Consider the following 658-nt stretch of genomic DNA (forward strand, 5'->3'; position numbering starts at 1 on the left):
AGAAGTTGCGGGATTGAGCAGCCGGCATCTGGCGTATGTGATTTATACCTCAGGGTCGACAGGGCAGCCCAAAGGGGTGATGGTGGAGCACAGGGGCTTGATAAATACGGTTTACGATAATGCACAGCAGTTCTCAGTAAGGGATAGCTCTGTATTTTTACAGAGTATTTCAATCAACTTTGATGCAGCCACCTGGGTAATCTGGATGACCCTAAGCAAAGGAGCCAGATTAGTGATTGCCAATGCTATGCAGCAGAGGGGGGCAGGTATTGCCGATTGTATTAACCAGCATCATGTTAGCCATCTGATGATGACGCCTTCCAGTTTGTCAAGCTTGGCTCCTGATACTGTGCCGAGGGTGCAAACTGTGGTGATGGGAGGAGAGGCCTGTAATGAACAATTGATTGCCAACTGGCACTCCAGAGTAGCGCTCTTTAATGCCTATGGACCCACAGAGAGCTCAATTTGTTCCAGTATTAAACCGATAACGAATAGTACCTCGACAATTAGCATAGGAAATCCGAACAGCAATATTGCCTATTATGTACTGTCTAACGAATTGGCCCTTGTGCCTCAGGGAGTGGCTGGAGAACTGCATATAGGTGGAGATGGGCTTGCCCGGGGGTATTTAAACCGTGAAGCACTGACGGGCGAGAAG

The 658-nt window shown here is 48.5% G+C and carries 1 protein-coding gene; it reads left to right on the forward strand.

Annotated features, from left to right (window positions below):
* Positions 1-13: 13 nt before the first annotated feature.
* On the forward strand, positions 14-658 hold a 645-nt coding region (locus ACYVIC_RS10515), incomplete at its 3' end, for an AMP-binding protein (protein WP_460859736.1).

The organism is Rheinheimera gaetbuli, assembly GCF_054781935.1.